The organism is Duganella violaceipulchra (assembly GCF_019166075.1).
GTDB lineage: Bacteria > Pseudomonadota > Gammaproteobacteria > Burkholderiales > Burkholderiaceae_D > Rugamonas > Rugamonas violaceipulchra.
In genome coordinates this window covers 279,752-298,376 of sequence record NZ_JAHTGR010000004.1, presented here as the reverse complement: position 1 = coordinate 298,376, position 18,625 = coordinate 279,752, and the positions used below count along the sequence as shown (strand labels likewise).

Here is an 18,625-nt window from a genome sequence, read left to right as displayed (position 1 = left end):
CAAGCCGCTGGGCGCGATGGCAACCATCCTGATCGTTGAAGACAATCCATCCAATATGCTGCTGGCGACCTTTCTGCTGGAGCACGCGGGACACCTGGTGCTGCAGGCGGACGAGGCCGACAGCGCGCTGCGGCTGGCGCGCGAGCGGCTGCCGGACCTGATCCTGATGGATGTGCAGCTGCCGGGCATGGACGGGCTGGAGGCGACCGGCACGCTGAAGGGCGATGCGCGCACCGGCGCCATCAAGGTGCTGGCCTTCACCAGCTTCGCGATGGCGGGCGACGCCGATCGCATCCGGGCCGCCGGCTGCGACGGCTATATCAGCAAGCCGATCAGCGTGGACGAGTTCGTGGCCCTGGTCGAGGCGGCGCTGGGCGGCGGCTGAGACAGGCCTTGTTTTTTTATCAATCGCCTCCAGCTTGGGTGCTCACCATATTGAGGAGCCCCCCATGCAAGAACTGACCGTGATCGCCATCCTGACCGCCAAACCTGGCCAGCAAGCCGTGCTCAAGGCCGCGCTGGAGCGCATCGTGCCGCCGACCCGCGCCGAAGCCGGCTGCATCCGCTACGACCCGCACCATGACCTGGAGCAGCCGGGCCGCTACGTCATCGTCGAGGCCTGGCGCGACGCCGAGGCGCACGCCTTGCACCTGGCCACGCCGCATTTCCTGGAACTGGTCAAGAGCATCGACGGCCTGGCGGAGATCCAGGTCCTCAAGCTGAACCCGATGCAGTAAGACCGTGCGGGCGGATCAGATGGCCCAGCCGCCGGCGTAGAACACGGCCAGCGCGATGGCGATGGCGACCGTGCCGACGTTGAGCTTGCGCCATTCGCCGGCGATCAGGCGGCCCACCACCAGGGTGCAGAAGCCGAGCATGATGCCGGTGACGATGTTGCAGGTCAGCAGGATGAACACCGCGCACACCAGGCCCGACAGCGCGTCCAGCTTGTCGTCCATCTTCATGTGGGCCACGCTGCCCAGCATCAGCAGGCCGACATACATCAGCGCCGGCGCGGTGGCGTATTGCGGCACCAGGCCGGCCAGCGGCGAGAAGAAGATCAGGCCGAGGAACAGCACGCCGACCACGGCGGCGGTCAGGCCGGTGCGGGCGCCGACGGCGGTGCCGACCGTCGATTCGATGTAGGCCGCGGCCGGCGCGCCGCCGACCAGCGCGGCGAAGATCGAGCTGAGCGAATCGGCCGTCAGGGCCTTGCCGCCGTTGCGGATGTAGCCGTTGGGCTCGACCTGGCCGGCCTGGCCGGCCACCGCGCGGATGGTGCCGGTGGCGTCGAACACGGCGGTCATCACCAGCGCCAGTACGCTGGGCAGCACCGCCACGCTGAGCGCGCCGCGGATGTCCATGGCGCCGATCAGCGAGGCGTGGCCGGGCGAACTCAGTTGCGGCATGGCGAACACGCCGGTGAAGTGCACGGCCGGATCAAAGGCCAGGCCCAGCGCCGACAGCGCGACCACCACCAGCAGGATGCCGCCGGGCACCTTGCGCTGCTCCAGGCCGAAGATGGCGGCCAGGCCCAGCATGCTCATGACGACCGGGAAGGAGGTGATCTTGCCCAGCGCGACCGGCAGGCCGGCGCCGGCGTTCTTGACCACCAGGCCGACGTCGCTCGAGGCGATCATCAGCAGGAACAGGCCGATGCCCACGCCGGTGCCGTGCGCCACGCCGGCCGGCAGGTTTTGCAGGATCCACGAGCGCACGCCGGTGACCGAGATCGCCGTGAACACCAGGCCCATCAGGAACACCGCGCCCAGCGCGACGGCCGGCGACAGGCCCTTGCCCAGCACCAGGCCGAAGGCGGTGAAGGCGGTCAGCGAGATGGCGCAGCCGACCGCGATCGGCAGCCTGGCCCACACGCCCATCAGCAGCGAGCCGACGGCGGCGGTCAGGCAGACCGCGACGAACACCGCGCTGACGTCGAAGCCGGCCGCGCCCAGCATGCCGGGCACGACGAACACGGAATACACCATGGCCAGGAAGGTGGTGACGCCGGCCACCACCTCGCGCCGGGTGGTGCTGCCGCGTTCGGTGATCTGGAAATACTGGTCGAGCTTGCTGAGGGGGACGGCGGGCGTGGCGGGCTCGCGCACGGGGCGCAATTGTGGCTGGGCTTGGGACATGATGGTGCTGCTCCTGTTGTTGTCCGCCTAGGCGGCCGCTGCGGCCGTCCTGGGCAGTGTCTCGTTATGTGTATTGCAAGGAGAGCTTAGGGGAAAGCGGGCTGGCGCTGCACGGCGGCCGTCGATACCTGTCATAGCCGTACGCGTATTGCAATTGCGGGGGATGGGGAATCCCCTATGAGGAGGGTGGTGGGGCGGGCGGCCGCCACGGCGCGCCCTGTGCAGCAAGTTGGTGCGGTGTGGCGGCGGAGGGACAGGATTACTCCAGGTTCTGCACCTGTTCGCGCATCTGTTCGATGAGCAGCTTGAGTTCCATCGAGGCGTCGGCCAGTTCCTTGACCGAGGCCTTGGCGCCGAGCGTGTTGGCTTCGCGGTTCAGCTCCTGCATCATGAAGTCCAGGCGCTTGCCGACCTGGCCGCCTTTTTTCAGGATGTGACGGGTCTCGCTCAGGTGGGCCGACAGCCGGCCCAGCTCTTCGGCGACGTCGATGCGGATGCCGTACAGGATCACTTCCTGGCGGATGCGCTCGAGCGCGTCCTGGCGCGACAGCGCCGAATTGGAGCCCTGGCAGGCCAGGCCCAGCGCGTCCTGCATGCGCTCGATGGCCTTTTGCTGGAACGCCGCCACCACCTGCGGGATCAGCGGCGTGATGCGCTTGACGATCACTTCCATCGCTTCGATGCGCGAGGTCAGCATGGTTTCCAGCGCCGCGCCCTCGCGCTGGCGGCTGTGGACGAAGGCTTGCACGGTGCGCGCGGTCAGCGCGGCGACGTCGGCCTGCAGCGACTCCTGGCCGATCTGGGCTTCCTCGATCACGCCGGGCCAGCGCAGCAGCTCGGCCACCGACATGATGGCGGCGGCCGGGAAATGGCCGCTGACCTCGGTCTGCATGCGTTGCAATTCGGTCAATAGCGGCAGGTTCAGCGCCTGCGAGCCGGTGCTCGCCGCCTTGCGGCCAAAGCTCAGCCGCAATTCGACCTTGCCGCGGGTGATGGCCGCCATGATCGCCGAGCGCAAATCGGGTTCAAGCGCTCGTAAATCGTCGTTTATTCGAAACTGAAGGTCAAGAAATCGCGAGTTGACACTCTTGATTTCGATAGTCAGTGTTCCCGCCGCACTTTCACTGGTGGCGACCGCGTAGCCCGTCATACTGGAAATGCTCAATGGATGTCCCCGATTTAATCTTTACAAAACAGTGATTTATCCACACAATCCGGTTGTTGAGGCGAGGAACTCTATGGCTGCACAAAACAACGCCCCGTTACCCGATGGTCTGGAAATTGCTGGATATCGCATTGTAAAGAAAATTGCGTCCGGTGGGTTCAGTATTGTTTACCTGGCGTACGACGGCGACGGCGTGGCGGTGGCGATCAAGGAGTATTTACCCAGTTCTTTGGCCCTGCGGCAGGAGGGCGAACTGGTGCCGACCATCTCCAAGGCGCATCTGCCCGTGTTCCGCATCGGCCTCAAGTGCTTCTTCGAGGAGGGCAGGGCGCTGGCCCGCATCTCCCATCCGAATGTTGTAAGCGTGCTCAATTTCTTCCGCGCCAACGAAACCGTTTACATGGTGATGGCCTATGAATCCGGCCATTCCTTGCAAGAACATATACAAAGGCAGCGCGCCAAGGGCAGCAAGGTGGGCGAGGCCTTCATCCGCACTATCTTCCTGCAAGTGCTCAAGGGCCTGCGCGAGGTGCACGCCAACAAGCTGCTGCACCTGGACCTGAAACCTGCCAATATCTACCTGCGCACCGACGGCACGCCGATGTTGCTGGACTTTGGCGCCGCCCGCCAGACCGTCAACAACGATATGCCGACCCTGACGCCGATGTACACGCCGGGCTTCGCCCCGCCCGAGCTGTATTCCAAGACCGGCGGCCTGGGGCCGTGGTCGGATGTGTACAGCATCGGCGCCTCGATGTTCGCCTGCATGGTGGGATCGCCGCCGCAGCCGGCCGACCAGCGCAAGAGCGAGGATAAGATGGCCGGCCATTTCGACCAGCTGGAAGGCTTGTACACGCCGGAACTGGTGAAGATGGTGCGCTGGTGCCTGGAGCTGGACCCGCTGGAACGCCCGCAAAGCCTGTTCGCCTTGCACAAGGTGCTGCAGGCGGCGCCGGCCCCGGTGCCGGTCGCCGCGCCGCCGCCGCAGGGCGTGATCGACAAACTGGGCCTGCGCACGCTGGTGGACCGGTTGGGCGGCCTGGGCAAGCCCAAGGGCGTGCCCAAGGGCGTGCCCAAGGCCAAAACCGGCCCCGACACGCTGATCTAATTCGACTAAAGGCTGAACCATGCAATTCTCCGTGTATCAGGAAAGCCACATCGGCGGCCGCAAGGTCAACCAGGACCGCATGGGCTACAGCTTCACCCGCGACGCGCTGCTGCTGGTGCTGGCCGACGGCATGGGCGGCCACCTGCGCGGCGAGATCGCCGCCACCGTGGCGCTGCAAACCATCTCGTCGCTGTTCCAGCAGCAGGCCACGCCGTATGTGAAAAAGCCGCAACGCTTCCTCGAGGAAGCGCTGCTGGCCGCGCACCGCGACATCCACCGCTACCGCGCCGAGCACGACCTGCCGGAAACGCCGCGCACCACCATCGTCGCCTGCCTGATCCAGCACAACACGGCGACCTGGGCGCACTGCGGCGACTCGCGCCTGTACTGGATGCGCGACGGCCAGATCCTGGCGCGCACGCGCGACCACTCGCATGTGGAAAGCCTGATCGCCAAGGGCCTGGCGCAGCCGTCCGAGCGCGCCACCCATCCCGACCGCAACAAGCTGTACAACTGCCTGGGCGCGGACAGCCTGCCGAAGGTGGAAATCTCCGGCGGCGCCGGCATGCTGCCGGGCGACTTGATGCTGTTGTGCTCGGACGGCTTGTGGTCTATGCTGCCGGACGACGAACTGGTGCGGCGCCTGCGCAGCCAGACCGTGGTGCGCGCGGTGCCGGACCTGTTGCAGGCGGCGCTGGGCGCGGCGGGCAGCGCCAGCGACAACGTCACGGCGCTGGCCATCATGTGGCAGGGCAGCTCCCTGATCGACGGCATGGGCGCCAGCACGCTGGCGGCGGCCGACCTGTCGACCGTGATCTCGACCGAAGCCCTGCCGCAGAACCTGCACAGCACCACGATCAACAGCGCGCCGGTGCCGGAGCAGGCCCCCGCGCCGGCGCCGCAAGCGGACGCCTTCGACGACGATGAAATCGAGAAGGCCATCGCCGAGATCCGCGGCGCCATCGAAAAATCGACCCAAATATTAAAATAACATTGAAAAAAGGAAGACTGTTTATGGCATTTGAATCCCGTCCGAGCGGCCGCGCCGTCGATGCGCTGCGCACCCTGCGCCTGACCCGCGACTACACCAGGCACGCCGAAGGCTCGGTGCTGATCGAGTGCGGCGACACCAAGGTGATCTGCACCGCCAGCATCGAGGACAAGGTGCCGGGCTTCCTGAAGGGCAAGGGCCAGGGCTGGATGACCGCCGAATACGGCATGCTGCCGCGCTCGACCCACACCCGCATGGACCGCGAGGCTGCGCGCGGCAAGCAGTCCGGCCGCACCCAGGAGATCCAGCGCCTGATCGGCCGTTCGCTGCGCGCGGCGTTCGACCTGGAGGCGTTCGGCGAACGCACGCTGCACCTCGATTGCGACGTGATCCAGGCCGACGGCGGCACCCGCACCGCGTCCATCACCGGCGCCATGGTGGCGGCGCATGACGCCTTCTCCAAGCTGGTGGCGCGCGGCGCGGTGCCGGCGATGCCGCTGAAAAGCTTCGTGGCGGCGATCTCGGTCGGCGTCTACCAGGGCATGCCGGTGCTGGACCTGGACTACGTCGAGGATTCCGGCTGCGACACCGACATGAACGTGGTGATGAACGACGCCGGCCACTTCATCGAGGTGCAGGGCACGGCCGAAGGCGCGGCCTTCGACCGCGCCGGCATGAACCGCCTGCTGGACCTGGCCCAGGGCGGCATCGCCGACCTGATCAAGCTGCAAAAACAGGCGCTGGGCCTGGCTTAGGACACGGGGTGGGGGAGGCCGGCGCGCCTCCTTCGCCGGAGCATGCTATTTCGCCATGCGGGTTGGCGCTCCCCGCTTCTGTTTCTCTCTATTTTTGATGCTGCGCCCGCACAAAGCGAAAACCGGACAAAAATAGATGGAATCAGAGGGGCGATTCAGTATCGTTTTTCAGAAGGAGCGCGCGCGCGTCCCGGCACGCCCACCCTCGTCCCGCCGCGTCCGCCCGGCTTCCGGCGGGGCAGCCCCCAAAGGGTTTACAATGTCGGCTTCACCGCCACACGCTGCCCACATCATGACCCAACGCCTGATCCTCGCCTCGAACAACGCCGGCAAACTCAAAGAATTCAACGAACTGCTGTCCATCGTGGGCTTTTCCGTCCACGCCCAGGGCGAGTACGATGTCCCGGAAGCGGACGAGCCGTTCCACACCTTCGTTGAAAACGCCCTGCAGAAAGCCCGCCACGCCGCGCGCCTGACCGGCTTGCCGGCGCTGGCCGACGATTCCGGTGTCTGCGTCAACGCGCTGGGCGGCGCGCCCGGCGTGTACTCGGCGCGCTTCGCCGGCGAGCCGAAGTCGGACGCCCGCAACAACGAGAAAATGATCGCCGACCTGGCCGCCCACGCCGACAAGTCGGCCTACTACTACTGCGTGCTGGTGTTCGTGCGCCACGCCGACGACCCGCAGCCGGTGATCGCCGACGGCCGCTGGAACGGCGAAATGATCGCCACCCCGCGCGGCGACGGCGGCTTCGGTTACGACCCGCACTTCTACATCCCGGCGCTGGGCAAATGCGCCGCCGAACTGACGGCCGACCAAAAGAACGCCCTGTCGCACCGCGGCCAGGCCCTGCGCGCACTGGTAGAGAAGCTGAAATGATCCCGATTAAAATCGTCGGCGCCACCAGCAAGGCAGCCAAGCCGGCCACCGACATCAGCGAAGCGGCCGGCGTCGCCGCCAAGTATCTGCAGGCCGGGTCGCTGAACCTGCAGGCGCTGCCGCCGCTGTCGCTGTACATCCACTTCCCGTGGTGCGTGAAGAAGTGCCCCTACTGCGACTTCAACTCGCACGAGGCCAAGGACGGCCAGACCTTCCCCGAGCAGGAATACCTGGACGCGCTGCGCAGCGACCTGGAAATGGCGCTGCCGCTGATCTGGGGCCGCAAGATCTACACCATCTTCATCGGCGGCGGTACGCCCAGCCTGATGTCGGCGGCGGGGCTGGACCGGCTGCTGTCGGACGTGCGCACCCTGCTGCCGCTCGACAGCGACTGCGAGATCACGATGGAGGCCAACCCCGGCACCTTCGAGGCCGAGAAGTTCAAGTCCTACCGCGCCAGCGGCATCAACCGCCTGTCGATCGGCATCCAGAGCTTCAACAGCCGCCACCTGAAGGCGCTGGGCCGTATCCACGACGACAACGAAGCCAAGCGCGCGGTGGAGATCGCGCTGGCCAACTTCGACAACTTCAACCTCGACCTGATGTACGCGCTGCCGTCGCAGACGCTGGAGGAGGCGCGCCACGACGTCGAGAGCGCGATGGCTTTCAATCCGCCGCACCTGTCGCTGTACCACCTGACGATGGAGCCGAACACGCTGTTCGCCAAGTACCCGCCGGCGCTGCCGGACGACGACGCCAGCGCCGACATGCAGGACCTGATCGCCGAGCTGACCGCCGCCAACGGCTACGGCCAGTACGAAGTGTCGGCCTACGCCAGGCAGGGCCACCGCGCCCGCCACAACCTGAACTACTGGGAGTTCGGCGACTACCTGGGCATCGGCGCCGGCGCGCATTCCAAGCTGTCGTTCCCGCACCGCATCCTGCGCCAGGCCCGCTACAAGCAGCCCAAGGCCTACATGGAGCAGGTGCGCCTGGGCGCGCCGGTGCAGGAGGAGTACGAGATCGGCCGCGCCGACATGGGCTTCGAGTTCATGCTCAACACCTTGCGCCTGCACGGCGGCTTCGATCCCAAGCTGTTCGCCGAGCGCACCGGCCTGAGCCTGAACGCGATCGAGAAAAACCTCAACGCGGCCGAAGCCAAGGGCCTGCTCTACCGCGACCACAAGCTGATCAAGCCGACCGAGCTGGGCCAGCGCTTCCTCAACGATTTGCAACAGATGTTCCTCAACGGCTGACAAAAAAGCTGGCATTTTTAGCCATTTTTCTTGACGCCGGATGGGCGGGCTTGGATACTGGAAACCCCTATCCAGCCGGGAGCAGCCATGCCCATTTTTGGTTTAGCGCCCTCGTTTGACGATCCGGAAAACGGCATGACCCGGCTCGACATGATCGCCAGCCAGCGGGTGGCCAACGAGCTCGACGAGGTCATCATCTTCCGTTCCACCGGGCCGTGGTCGCGGCGCTGGCTGGAGGACGGCTATCCCAGCAAGAATTTCCACGTCAAGGGCAAGAGCTCGGACTGGGGGCCGCAGGCCGGCTTCGTGCCGTACGACGGCACCTACAGCAAGGTCGGCCACGACCAGGGCAAGGCGCAGAAGGGCACGCGCGCCAACCAGAAGGGCATCAACGACCGCTTCGCCAGCGCCCGCGTGCTGGAGCTGACGCTGGATCAGCTGACCCTGCAGATGCTGCTGGCCGAGGAAATGCCGCCGCGCACCGCCGTGCAGTTCATGGAGGCCGTGCCCGGCACCCGCGACTACTCGCTGCTGGCGCAGCGCTCCGGCGACGGCCATCTGTTCGAATTCCTGGCGCGCTGGCAGCGCGCCGGCCCGACGGCGGGCGAGGCGGTCTACCAGATCCATGTCTACACCATCGCCAGCGGCAACAACGCGCACGCCATGGCCTCGCGATTGTTGCTGCCGCTGGAGGTGATGTGCTCGTCCGAAGCCGGCGCCAACAACCGGCCGATGACCGGCGACTACGACCTGATGGCGGTGTGCCCGCGCTGGAGCGACTACGGCAGCACCAGCTCGGCGCAGATCGCCAAGCCGGGGCTGGTGATGAACGGCATGGCGCCGCGCCTGGGCCAGGTGTTCGAACGCGGCACCAACCTCGACAAGGTGCTCACCATGGAGAGCAGCACCGGCCGTCCGCGCCCGCAGGGCTGGCAGGCGCCGCACGGCTTCGGCAACGAGGAGCACTACGACATGGGCAACGTCACGCCGCGCATCCTGCGCTGCATCAACCTGCTCAACGGCCGTATGGTCAACGGCAACGGCGCCTTCCGCCGCGTGCACCACAACGCCGAGTCGCACCGCCACGTGGCGTTCGGCGCGCTGACCATGGCCGACATGGAAAACGACAACGACGGCTTCCCGCTGACCGTGTTCCAGCCCGACGCGGCCGGCATCCGCAGCCCCGCCATCGCCGCCTACGGCAACGTCGCGACCCTGCTCAATATGCGCGAATTCCGCGTCTATGCGGGACTGCTGCAGGACGCCGGCTACTTTCTGCCCCGCAACGCGGCCTGGGGCATGTCGATCCGCGACGCCATGCGGGCGGTCTAGGCTTTAAAACTCTTCCCAGTCCTTGTCGCCGCCGACGGTGGCCGGCTTGCTGGCGCTCAGCTTGGCGGCCGGCCTGGCCGGCGCCGCCTGGCGCAGGGCCGGACGGGCGGAGGTGGCGGCAGCGCGGGCCGCCGGCAGCGCCGCCTTGGCCCGCACCGGCGCCGCCAGCGCCGGCCGCGCTGCCTCCTCGCCCAGCTTGAACGAAGCCGCCACCTCGGCCAGCCGCGCCGCCTGCTCCTGCATGCTGGCCGCGGCCGCCGCCGCTTGCTCCACCAGCGCGGCGTTCTGCTGGGTCACCTGGTCCATCTGCGTGATGGCGGTGTTGACCTGGTCGATGCCGATGCTTTGCTCGCTGCTGGCCGAGGTGATCTCGCCCATGATGTCGGTCACGCGGCGCACGCTGGCCACCACGTCGCCCATGGTGGCGCCGGCCTGCTGCACCAGCTTGGCGCCGAGGTCGACCTGCTGGACCGAATTGCCGATCAGCTCCTTGATCTCCTTGGCCGCCGCCGCGCTGCGCTGGGCCAGGTTGCGCACTTCCGAGGCCACCACCGCGAAGCCGCGTCCCTGCTCGCCTGCGCGCGCCGCCTCGACGGCGGCGTTGAGCGCCAGGATGTTGGTCTGGAAGGCGATGCCGTCGATCACGGAAATGATGTCGACGATCTTGCGCGACGAGGCGTCGATCGAGCCCATGGTGTCGACCACCTGGCCGACGATGGCGCCGCCGCGCTCGGCCACGTCGGAGGCCGCCTGCGCCAGCTGGTTGGCCTGCTTGGCGTTCTCGGCGTTCTGGCGCACGGTGCTGGTCAGCTCCTCCATCGACGACGCCGTCTCCTCCAGCGAGCTGGCCTGTTCCTCGGTGCGCTGCGACAGGTCCATATTGCCGGCGGCGATCTGGTTGGACGCGGTGGCGATGGTGGTGGTGCCGCTCTGCACCTGGCTCACCACATTGCGCAGCGCGTCGTTCATGCCCTTGAGCGCGGTCATCAGGTCGCCGATCTCGCACGGGCTGGTCTGGTCGTCGAAGCGGGTGGTGAGGTCGCCGTTGGCCACGGTGGAGGCGATCTCCAGCGCCGACTTCAGGGGCAGCGTGATCGAGCGCGAGATCACCCACGCCGCCAGCGAGCCGATGCCCACCATCAGCACCGCCAGCAGCATCAGCAGCATGTTGCTGCGGTCGTTGGCGGCGTCGATCGCGTGGGCGGTGTCGTCGATCGCCTTGCGCTGCAGGGTCAGCAGTGCTTGCACCTTGCCCTGGTAGGCGGTGGACGACGGCATGAAGACCTCCCTGTACAGCTTTTCGGCCTGCTCGGCGTCGCCGGCCTTCTTGGCGTTCATGATGTCGGTCTTGGCCTTCTGGTAGGTGGCGCGCAGCGCGCCGGAGGCCTCGAACACGGCCTTTTCCTCGTCGCTGGCCATCAGCTCCTTGAGCTTGCCGATCAGCTCGCCGCCCTTCTTGCTGCTGTCGGCGATGACGTCGGCGAAGGTGGTCGACAGGCTGTCGTCGCTGCTGCGGGCGATCAGCGCGGTGCGCGCCACGGCCGAGTAGATCAGCACGTACCAGTCGGAGGCCAGGCGTTCCTTGGCCAGCGGCTGTTCCATCATGCGGCGGGTGGCCTCGGCGTTGACGCGGGCGTTGTACAGCGCCACCGAGGTGGCGCAGACGGCGAGCAGCAGAACGATGGCGAAACCGAGTGCGAGGCGGGTGCCGATGCGCAGTTGAGACAGTAGATTCATGATGGACGCTCCGAGGTGGCCCGAGGATGGCTGCGCCGGCGCGCCCGGCGAGCGGCTGGCAGGCTACAAGTATGCACCCGTCGCGTCGCGGCGGTCATGCTACTTCCGCTGCTCGTGTTGCTTTTTCGAAACAATTAGAAGGCGGCGGCCTGGGCCAGGTCGGGCCGCTCGCACCAGCGGGCGAAGGCCTCGGCCAGGCGCTCGCTTTCGGCGATGGCGCGGGTCCAGTCGCGGCTGAGGCAAGTGGGGTCAAGGCAAGTGGGCAAGTGGGGTCAAGTCTGACATTCGGACACGGGCCCTGCCGTAGTGGCCGTTACGGTGGAGCTCGTGTCCGAATGTCAGACTTGACCCCCGGCTAGACTTGACCCCGGCTTATTTTACGCCGCCGCCCAGGGCGCGGTACAGGTCGATGGCGCTGGTGGTGCGTTGCAGGCGCGCTTGCACCAGCGTCTGCTGTGCGCTGAACAGTTCGCGCTGCGCGTCCAGCACGTCCAGCGAGCTGGCCACGCCGTTGTCGAAGCGCAGTTGCAGCAGCTTCAGGCGGTCGGCCTGGGCGTCCTGCACGGCGCGCTGGGCCGATACCTGCTCGCCCAGGTAGTCGCGCGCGGCCAGCGCGTCGGCTACTTCGCGGAAGGCGGTCTGGATCGCTTTCTCGTAGTCGGCCACGGCGAGGTGCTTGCGCACTTCGGCCAGGCCCAGGTTGGCGCGGTTGCGGCCGGCGTCGAAGATCGGCAAGCTCAGCTGCGGCGCGAACGACCAGCTGCCGGAACCGCCGTCGAACAGGCCGTTCAGCGACGGGCTGCTGCTGCCCAGCGCGGCCGTCAGGCTGATGCGCGGGAAGAAGGCGGCGCGTGCGGCGCCGATGTTGGCGTTGGCCGATTTCAAACGCTGCTCGGCGGCGCGGATGTCGGGACGGCGCGCCAAAAGGTCCGACGGCAGGCCGGTCGGCAGCGCGCTCAGGGCGTCGATCTGCTGGTCGTTCGGCATGGCGCCGGCGGTCGCAGCCGATCCGGCGCCGGCGCTGGCCGGCTGGCCGACCAGTAAGGTCAGCGCGTTGTCCGCCTGCGCGCGCTGGCGCGCCAGCGTCAGGGCGGCGGTGCGCGCGGTCTCCATCAGCGTCTCGTTGGCGCGCAGGTCCAGCCGCGACGAGGCGCCCACTTCGGCGCGCTGCTGCGTCAACTTGTAGGTGCGGGCGCGGGCGTCGTAGGTTTGCTGCGCCAGCGCGTACTGCTCGGCGTAGGCGCGCTCGGTGTAATAGGCTTGCGCCACCTGCGCCACCAGGCTGATTTGCGCCGCCTGGCGCGCTTCGTCGGTGGCCAGGTAGGCCGCCAGCGCCGCATCGTTCAGGCTTTTCACGCGGCCGAAGAAATCCAGCTCGAAGGAGGACAGCGCCAGTCCGGCGTCATAGCGCTTGCCGATGCTGGTCTGTCCGCTCGGCGACAGGAAGGCCGGCGTCTTGGCCTTGGTGCCGGAGGCGTTGGCGTTGAGGTTGGGCAGGCGGTCGGCCGACTGGATGTCGTACTGCGCGCGCGCTTCCTCGATGCGCAGCGCGGCGGTGCGCAGGTCGCGGTTGTTCTCCAGCGCGGCGGCGATCAGCTGCTGCAGGCGCGGATCGGCGAAGTAGTCGCGCCAGCCGGTATCGACGGCGTCGCGCGCGCCGGCCGCCAGCGGCAATGGCACGCTGGTGCGGGCGCCGGCGCCGGCGCTGTCGGCCGGGAAGGCGGCGGCCACCGGCGCTTCCGGGCGCTGGTAGGTCGGCGCCAGCGAGCAGGCCGACAGCAACGCCGCCAGCACGGTCAGGGGCAGGGCGAGCTTAATCATAGGTTTCATGGTTCTTATCGTTCATTTCATGTGCGGCCAGTTTGCGCTGGCGCTCGCTGCCCTTGAAGATCTTGCGGATCACGACGAAGAACACCGGCACCAGGAACACCGCCAGCACCGTGGCCGTGATCATGCCGCCCATCACGCCGGTGCCGATGGCGCGCTGGCTGGCCGATCCCGCGCCGGTGGCGATCACCAGCGGCAGCACGCCGAGGATGAAGGCCAGCGACGTCATGATGATCGGCCGGAAGCGCAGGTGCACCGCCTCCAAGGTCGCTTCGACCAGGCCCTTGCCCTGCGCCTGCAGGTCCTTGGCGAATTCGATGATCAGGATCGCGTTCTTGGCCGACAGGCCGATGATGGCGATCAGGCCGACTTTGAAGTACACATCGTTCGGCAGCCCGCGCATGGTGGCGCCCAGCAGCGCGCCCAGGATACCCAGCGGCACCACCAGCAGCACCGCCACCGGTATCGATTCGCTCTCATACAGCGCCGCCAGCACCAGGAAGGCGGCCAGCAGCGACAGCGCGAACAGCATCGGCGCCTGCGAGCCGGAAGTCTTCTCTTCCAGCGACTGGCCGGTCCATTCGATGCTGAAGCCCGGCGGCAGCTGCGCCGCCAGGCGTTCCAGTTCGTCCATCGCCTCGCCGGTCGAGCGACCAGGGGCGGCATCGCCGGTCAGCTTGATGGCGGGGTAGCCGTTGTAGCGCACCAGTTGCACCGGACCTTGTATCCAGTGCGAGGTGGCGAACGAGGAGAACGGCACCATCGTGCCGGCCGCGCTGCGTACGTTGAGCTGCATGATGTCGGCCGGTTGCAAACGGCGCGGCGCGTCGGCCTGCACGATCACGCGCTGCTGGCGCCCGCTGCTGGCGAAGTCGTTGACGTAGGACGAACCGAGCGCGGTCGACATCATCGAGTTGATGTCGGCGAAGGTCACGCCGAGCGCATTGGCCTTCTCGCGGTCGATATCGACCTGCAACTGCGGCGCGTCCTCTAGGCCCTCGGGACGCAGGCCCTTGAGGATGGCGCTCTTGCCGGCCATGCCCAGCAGCTGGTTGCGCGCGGCGATCAGCGCGTCGTGACCGAGCGCGCTGCGGTCCTGCAGGCGCGCGGTGATGCCGGTGGCGTTACCGAGCTCGCGGATCGGCGGCGGTGACAGCGGGAAGATGATCGCGTCCGGGATGCTCGACAGCGCGCCGAACGCGCGCTGCGCGATCGCCTGCGCCGATTCCTCCGGCCCGCGTTCCTTCCAGTCCTTCAGCGGAATGAACACCAGGCCGGCGTTCTGGCCGTTGCCGGAGAAGCTGAAGCCCGCCACCGCGATGGTGCGCGCCACGCCAGGCTGCTTGCGGAAGTAGGCGTCGGCCTGCGCCAGCACGGCCTGCGTGCGGCTGCTCGAGGCGCCGGCCGGCAGCTGCACGTTGGCGATCAGGTAGCCCTGGTCCTCGTTCGGCAGGAACGACGACGGCAGGCGCGCATACAGCCAGCCCACCACGCCGCAGATCAGCGCGAACACCACCAGGTAGCGGCCGGTGCGCCGGATCATCTTGGCGATCACGCCCTGGTAGCCGGTGGCGGTCACCGCGAACTGGCGGTTGAACCAGCCGAAGAAGCCCTTCTTCTCATGATGATGGCCGGCTTGCACCGGTTTCAAAATGGTGGCGCACAGCGCCGGCGTCAGGGTCAGCGCCATCAGCGCCGAGAACAGCATGGCCGACACCATCGCCAGCGAGAACTGGCGGTAGATCGCGCCGACCGCGCCGCCGAAGAAGGCCATCGGAATGAACACGGCGATCAGCACCAGCGTGATGCCGATGATGGCGCCGGTGATCTGGGTCATCGCCTTGCGGGTGGCGTCGCGTGGCGACAGGCCTTCCTCGCTCATGATGCGCTCGACGTTTTCCACCACCACGATGGCGTCATCGACCAGGATGCCGATCGCCAGCACCATGCCGAACATGGTCAGCACATTGATCGAGAAGCCGAACAGCTGCATCGCCGCAAAGGTGCCCATCAGCGCCACCGGCACCACGATGGTCGGGATCAGCGTGTAGCGGAAGTTTTGCAGGAACAGGTACATCACCAGGAACACCAGCAGCACCGCTTCGAGCAGGGTCTTGACCACTTCCTCGATCGAGATCTTGACGAACAGCGAGGTGTCGTAAGGGATGGTGTATTTCACGCCGGGCGGGAAGTACTTGGCCAGCTGGTCCATCTTCTCGCGCACGGCGGTCGCCGTTTGCAGCGCGTTGCCGGTCAGGGACAGCTGCACCGCGATGGCGGAAAACGGCGCGCCGTTCAGGCGCGCGTTGATGCTGAAGCTGGCGCCGCCCATTTCGATGCGCGCCACATCCTTCAGGCGCACCAGCGATCCGTTGGGGTTCGCGCGCAGCACGATCTGGCCGAATTCGGTGGTGGACGACAGCTGGCCCGTGACCACGATGGGCGCCGAGAAGGTCTGCCTGGCGGGGCTGGGCAAATCGCCCAGCGTGCCGGAGGTGACCTGCGCGTTCTGCGCGCGGATGGCGGCGGTGACGTCGGCCATGTTCATCTTCAGGCCGATCAGCTTGGCCGGATCGACCCAGATGCGCATCGCCCGCTCGGTGCCGAACAACTGCGCCTGGCCCACGCCAGGGATGCGCTTGACCTCATTGACCACGTTGCGGGCCAGGTAGTCGCCCAGGCCGGTCGGGTCGAGCCGGCCGTCGGTCGAGGTCAGGCCGACGAACATCAGGATGTTGGAACGCGCCTTGTTGACCTGCACGCCCTGCTGCGTGACGGCGGCCGGCAGGCGCGACTCCACGCGCTTGATGCGGTTCTGCACATCGACCGCCGCCAGGTCCGGATTGGTGCCGGGGACGAAGGTGACGGTGATGGTGACGGCGCCGCTGGCCTCACTGGACGATTCGACGTACTGCAAGCCGTCGGCGCCGTTCATCTCCTGTTCGATCACGCTGGTGACGGCGTCGTCCAGCACCTGCGCGGTGGCGCCGGGGTAGTTGGCCGTCACCACGATAGCTGGCGGTGCGATGGTCGGGTACTGCGACACGGGCAAGACCGTGATCGCCAGCATTCCGCCCAGCAGTATGAAGAGTGCGATCACCCACGCGAACACGGGGCGGTCGATGAAAAACTTGGCCATCAGGGCTCCCGGGGATTATTTGGCGGCGGCCGGCGCGGCGGCGGCCGGCGTTGTTCCAACCGGGCCTTTCCACGGCTGCGGATTGACGGTGGCGCCGGGCTTGGCCTTCTGGAAGCCTTCGACCACGATGCGCTCGCCGCCTTTGAGGCCGGAGCTGACCACCCAGTTCTGCCCATCGTTGGCGGTGGCGGTGACCGGCTGCGCCAGCACCTTGTTGTCGGCGCCGACGATCAGCACCGACGAGCCATCGGGACTGCGCACCACGGCCTGCTGCGGCACGGTGATGGCGGCGTCGTTGACGCCCTGGTCCAGCCGCGCGCGCACGTACATGCCAGGCAGCAGGGTGCGCTGGGGATTCGGGAACTCGGCGCGCATCGACACCGCGCCGGTGCTCTCGTCGACCGACACGTCCGAGAACAGCAGCTTGCCCGCCTGCGGATAGGCCTGGCCGTCTTCGGTGACCAGGGTCACGCGCGCCTCGTTCTTGCCGGCGCCCTTGATCGTGCCGCTGGCGAGCGCGCGTTGCAACCGCAGCAGCTCGGCCGACGATTGGGTGATGGTGACGTAGATCGGGTCCAGCGTCTGCACGGTGGCCATCGGCGTCGCTTCGCCCTGGCCCACCAGCGCGCCCTCGGTCACCAGCGCGCGGCCGATGCGGCCGGAGATCGGCGAGGTCACGGTGGCGTAGCCCAGCGTCAGGCCGGCGTTGGTGCGGGCGGCCCTGGACGTGGCCAGGTCGGCGGCGGCCTGCTTCTGCGCGGTGACGGCGTCGTCGTATTCCTGCTGGCTGACGGCTTGCGCGGCCAATAACGGTTTATATCGTTTTACCTTTAACTCGGCCTGGGCCAGGTTGGCCTCGGCCTTGGCGACGGCCGCCTGCGCGCTGTCGTAGGAAGCCTGGAAGCTGGCGGGGTCGATGCGGAACAGTACCTCGCCGGCCTTGACGTCGCCGCCTTCCTTGAACACCCGCTGCAGCACGATGCCGGCCGTGCGCGCGCGCACCTGCGCGATGCGCGACGCTTCCGTGCGGCCTGGCAGCTCGGTGCTGAGCGTGACGGCGGCGGGAGCGACGGTGATGACGGCGACGGTGGCGGCAGGCGGGGCGCCGGGAGCGGCGGCTTTGTCGCCGCAGGCGGCCAGCAGGGATAAGGCGAAAACGGCTGCAGTGTAACGAGGTACTAATCTCATGGATGGTTCTCGTAAAAAGATTTAGATGGTGCGCTTGATCGGCCAGGCGGGGTGGCTGGCCAAGGTCGCAACATTGTAATACAGCTAGTTATGTAACGTTTTGTAGTGAAGGAAAACAAAAAAGCGGTAACGCGGCCTGCGCCGCGTTACCGCCTTTTAACCTGGCCGGCGCTGGATCAACGCATGCCGGAGATGATCTGCTTCAGCTTGCCCGAGTCGGCGCAGAAGGCGCGGATGCCTTCGCCCAGTTTCTCGGAAGCCATCTGGTCTTCGTTGAGCTGGAAGCGGAAGGTCTTCTCGTCCTGTGACAGCTTGATGATGCCGGCGCCCGGCACGCTCTCCGAGCTCAGCTTGCGTTCGACCGGGGCGTTGCTGTCGGCCAGCTTTTGCAGCAGATCGGGGCTGATGGTGAGCAGGTCGCAGCCGGCCAGTTCCAGGATCTGGCCGGTGTTGCGGAAGCTCGCGCCCATCACCTCGGTCTTGTAGCCGAACTTGCGGTAGTAGTTGTGGATGCGCTTGACCGACTGCACGCCCGGATCTTCGGCGGCGGCGTAGTCGATGCCGGTGGATTTTTTATACCAGTCATAGATGCGGCCGACGAACGGCGAGATCAGCTGCGCGCCCGCCTCGGCGCAGGCGATGGCCTGGCCCAGCGAGAACAGCAGGGTCATGTTGCAGTGGATGCCTTCCTTTTCCAGGATTTCGGCGGCGCGGATGCCTTCCCAGGTGGCGGCCATCTTGATCAGCACGCGCTCGCGCTCGATGCCGGCCTGCTCGTACAGCTTGATCAGCTCGCGGCCCTTGGCCACCGAGCCTTCGATGTCGAACGACAGGCGGGCGTCGATCTCGGTCGATACGCGGCCTGGGATGATGCGCAGGATTTGCTTGCCGAAGGCGATCAGCAGGTGGTCGATGGTCTCGGCGATCGAGTTGTCGAGGTTGTCGCGCACGGCTTTTTCCAGCAGCGGCTTGTATTCGTCCTTCTGCACCGCCTTCAGGATCAGTGAAGGGTTGGTGGTGGCGTCGCGCGGGGTGTAGGCCTGGATGGACTGGAAATCGCCGGTGTCGGCGACTACGGTGGTGAATTTCTTGAGCTGTTCGAGCTGGTTCAT

The 18,625-nt window shown here is 67.0% G+C and carries 16 protein-coding genes; 8 read left to right on the top strand and 8 right to left on the bottom strand.

Annotated elements, in window-relative coordinates:
* Nucleotides 1–16 precede the first annotated feature (16 nt).
* Both KVP70_RS09845 and KVP70_RS09840 read left to right on the top strand, forming a co-directional pair.
* Complete coding sequence (locus KVP70_RS09845; RefSeq protein ID WP_217941988.1) at nt 17–385, top strand: response regulator; 369 nt, start codon at nt 17–19, stop codon at nt 383–385.
* A gap of 64 nt (nt 386–449) precedes the next feature.
* The gene (locus tag KVP70_RS09840) at nt 450–737 is read left to right on the top strand and encodes a putative quinol monooxygenase (protein WP_217941987.1); all 288 of its coding nucleotides are present in this window, start codon (nt 450–452) and stop codon (nt 735–737) included.
* 15 nt (nt 738–752) lie between these two features.
* Here KVP70_RS09840 and KVP70_RS09835 read toward each other — a convergent pair whose 3' ends face one another.
* A complete protein-coding gene (locus KVP70_RS09835) occupies nt 753–2,138 on the bottom strand; it encodes an NCS2 family permease (protein ID WP_229224718.1) in 1,386 nt (461 codons plus the stop codon).
* 259 nt (nt 2,139–2,397) lie between these two features.
* A complete protein-coding gene (locus tag KVP70_RS09830; protein ID WP_217942172.1) occupies nt 2,398–3,288 on the bottom strand; it encodes a YicC/YloC family endoribonuclease in 891 nt (296 codons plus the stop codon).
* A gap of 88 nt (nt 3,289–3,376) precedes the next feature.
* Between KVP70_RS09830 and KVP70_RS09825 the strand changes: the two genes are divergently transcribed.
* From KVP70_RS09825 to KVP70_RS09800, 6 genes are all read left to right on the top strand, one after another.
* Nucleotides 3,377–4,411, top strand: coding sequence for a serine/threonine protein kinase (locus KVP70_RS09825; protein WP_217941986.1), 1,035 nt, complete (start codon nt 3,377–3,379; stop codon nt 4,409–4,411).
* 19 nt (nt 4,412–4,430) lie between these two features.
* The gene (locus tag KVP70_RS09820) at nt 4,431–5,402 is read left to right on the top strand and encodes a PP2C family protein-serine/threonine phosphatase (protein ID WP_217941985.1); all 972 of its coding nucleotides are present in this window, start codon (nt 4,431–4,433) and stop codon (nt 5,400–5,402) included.
* Nucleotides 5,403–5,425: 23 nt separating this feature from the next.
* Nucleotides 5,426–6,157, top strand: a complete 732-nt coding sequence (rph, locus tag KVP70_RS09815; protein WP_217941984.1) for a ribonuclease PH — start codon at nt 5,426–5,428, stop codon at nt 6,155–6,157.
* Between the two features lie 292 nt (nt 6,158–6,449).
* Nucleotides 6,450–7,034 (top strand): RdgB/HAM1 family non-canonical purine NTP pyrophosphatase, encoded by a 585-nt coding sequence (gene rdgB, locus KVP70_RS09810; protein ID WP_217941983.1) that lies wholly within the window; start codon nt 6,450–6,452, stop codon nt 7,032–7,034.
* Nucleotides 7,031–8,290 carry a radical SAM family heme chaperone HemW gene (gene hemW, locus KVP70_RS09805; RefSeq protein ID WP_217941982.1) on the top strand — a complete coding sequence of 420 codons (1,260 nt, stop codon included), beginning with the start codon at nt 7,031–7,033 and terminating at the stop codon, nt 8,288–8,290. The genes rdgB and hemW overlap by 4 nt, the downstream gene beginning before the upstream one ends.
* A gap of 87 nt (nt 8,291–8,377) precedes the next feature.
* The gene (locus KVP70_RS09800; RefSeq protein WP_217941981.1) at nt 8,378–9,622 is read left to right on the top strand and encodes an anthrax toxin-like adenylyl cyclase domain-containing protein; all 1,245 of its coding nucleotides are present in this window, start codon (nt 8,378–8,380) and stop codon (nt 9,620–9,622) included.
* Between the two features lie 3 nt (nt 9,623–9,625).
* Here KVP70_RS09800 and KVP70_RS09795 read toward each other — a convergent pair whose 3' ends face one another.
* From KVP70_RS09795 to tal, 6 genes are all read right to left on the bottom strand, one after another.
* A complete protein-coding gene (locus KVP70_RS09795; protein ID WP_217941980.1) occupies nt 9,626–11,359 on the bottom strand; it encodes a methyl-accepting chemotaxis protein in 1,734 nt (577 codons plus the stop codon).
* 134 nt (nt 11,360–11,493) lie between these two features.
* Nucleotides 11,494–11,625: a hypothetical protein gene (locus tag KVP70_RS34610; protein ID WP_255575806.1), complete on the bottom strand. Its 132-nt coding sequence runs from the start codon at nt 11,623–11,625 to the stop codon at nt 11,494–11,496.
* Between the two features lie 106 nt (nt 11,626–11,731).
* A complete protein-coding gene (locus KVP70_RS09790; RefSeq protein ID WP_217942171.1) occupies nt 11,732–13,180 on the bottom strand; it encodes an efflux transporter outer membrane subunit in 1,449 nt (482 codons plus the stop codon).
* Nucleotides 13,173–16,325 carry an efflux RND transporter permease subunit gene (locus KVP70_RS09785; protein WP_217941979.1) on the bottom strand — a complete coding sequence of 1,051 codons (3,153 nt, stop codon included), beginning with the start codon at nt 16,323–16,325 and terminating at the stop codon, nt 13,173–13,175. The genes KVP70_RS09790 and KVP70_RS09785 overlap by 8 nt, the downstream gene beginning before the upstream one ends.
* A 15-nt stretch (nt 16,326–16,340) precedes the next feature.
* Nucleotides 16,341–17,513, bottom strand: coding sequence for an efflux RND transporter periplasmic adaptor subunit (locus KVP70_RS09780; protein WP_217941978.1), 1,173 nt, complete (start codon nt 17,511–17,513; stop codon nt 16,341–16,343).
* 176 nt (nt 17,514–17,689) lie between these two features.
* Entirely contained in the window at nt 17,690–18,625 is a 936-nt protein-coding gene (gene tal / locus KVP70_RS09775) for a transaldolase (RefSeq protein WP_217941977.1), read from the bottom strand.

Bases quoted from the DNA above. Each gene is read 5' to 3' on its own strand.
- KVP70_RS09845 (WP_217941988.1), top strand. From the start codon at position 17: ATGGCAACCATCCTGATCGTTGAAGACAATCCATCCAATATGCTGCTG.
- KVP70_RS09840 (WP_217941987.1), top strand. From the start codon at position 450: ATGCAAGAACTGACCGTGATCGCCATCCTGACCGCCAAACCTGGCCAG.
- KVP70_RS09835 (WP_229224718.1), bottom strand. From the start codon at position 2,138: ATGTCCCAAGCCCAGCCACAATTGCGCCCCGTGCGCGAGCCCGCCACG.
- KVP70_RS09830 (WP_217942172.1), bottom strand. From the start codon at position 3,288: ATGACGGGCTACGCGGTCGCCACCAGTGAAAGTGCGGCGGGAACACTG.
- KVP70_RS09825 (WP_217941986.1), top strand. From the start codon at position 3,377: ATGGCTGCACAAAACAACGCCCCGTTACCCGATGGTCTGGAAATTGCT.
- KVP70_RS09820 (WP_217941985.1), top strand. From the start codon at position 4,431: ATGCAATTCTCCGTGTATCAGGAAAGCCACATCGGCGGCCGCAAGGTC.
- rph (WP_217941984.1), top strand. From the start codon at position 5,426: ATGGCATTTGAATCCCGTCCGAGCGGCCGCGCCGTCGATGCGCTGCGC.
- rdgB (WP_217941983.1), top strand. From the start codon at position 6,450: ATGACCCAACGCCTGATCCTCGCCTCGAACAACGCCGGCAAACTCAAA.
- hemW (WP_217941982.1), top strand. From the start codon at position 7,031: ATGATCCCGATTAAAATCGTCGGCGCCACCAGCAAGGCAGCCAAGCCG.
- KVP70_RS09800 (WP_217941981.1), top strand. From the start codon at position 8,378: ATGCCCATTTTTGGTTTAGCGCCCTCGTTTGACGATCCGGAAAACGGC.
- KVP70_RS09795 (WP_217941980.1), bottom strand. From the start codon at position 11,359: ATGAATCTACTGTCTCAACTGCGCATCGGCACCCGCCTCGCACTCGGT.
- KVP70_RS09790 (WP_217942171.1), bottom strand. From the start codon at position 13,180: ATGATTAAGCTCGCCCTGCCCCTGACCGTGCTGGCGGCGTTGCTGTCG.
- KVP70_RS09785 (WP_217941979.1), bottom strand. From the start codon at position 16,325: ATGGCCAAGTTTTTCATCGACCGCCCCGTGTTCGCGTGGGTGATCGCA.
- KVP70_RS09780 (WP_217941978.1), bottom strand. From the start codon at position 17,513: ATGAGATTAGTACCTCGTTACACTGCAGCCGTTTTCGCCTTATCCCTG.
- tal (WP_217941977.1), bottom strand. From the start codon at position 18,625: ATGAACCAGCTCGAACAGCTCAAGAAATTCACCACCGTAGTCGCCGAC.